Origin of the sequence: Paenibacillus forsythiae T98 (genome assembly GCF_000520735.1) — a bacterium.
Taxonomy (GTDB): domain Bacteria; phylum Bacillota; class Bacilli; order Paenibacillales; family Paenibacillaceae; genus Paenibacillus_AQ; species Paenibacillus_AQ forsythiae.
On sequence record NZ_ASSC01000172.1, the window covers coordinates 1 to 346 of the forward strand.

Consider the following 346-nt stretch of genomic DNA (forward strand, 5'->3'; position numbering starts at 1 on the left):
CGCTTCGCCGTTGACCTTCAGCAAGATCTCGCCCGGCAGGATGCCCAGCTCCTGCGCGGGGCTGCCGGGCAGCACGGCCAGCACCTTGAGGCCGTGCGGCGGATGCACGAAGAAGGGGCTGCTGCGGCGCTCCTCCAGAGCGCCGTACCACACCAGCCCTTCGTGCAGCAGCAGAGCCGCGAGCGCCGCGAGCAGCGTCAGCGGGCTGTACCGGGCCGCAAGCAGTGCGAGGCCCAGCAGGACGGCGCCGCACAGCAGGAGCCGTCCCGAGGCGCGGGCACTCTTGCGCCTTGGCAGCATGCCCGTCGTCAGCTGGCTGAAGCCGATGACGACAGGCAGCGAGACA

1 protein-coding gene is annotated in these 346 nt (G+C 71.1%); it reads right to left on the reverse strand.

Annotation, left to right across the window (positions count from 1 at the left end; genetic code table 11):
- Window positions 1-346: PDZ domain-containing protein (locus L692_RS32430; protein WP_036722319.1), on the reverse strand; the 346-nt coding region annotated here is incomplete at both ends.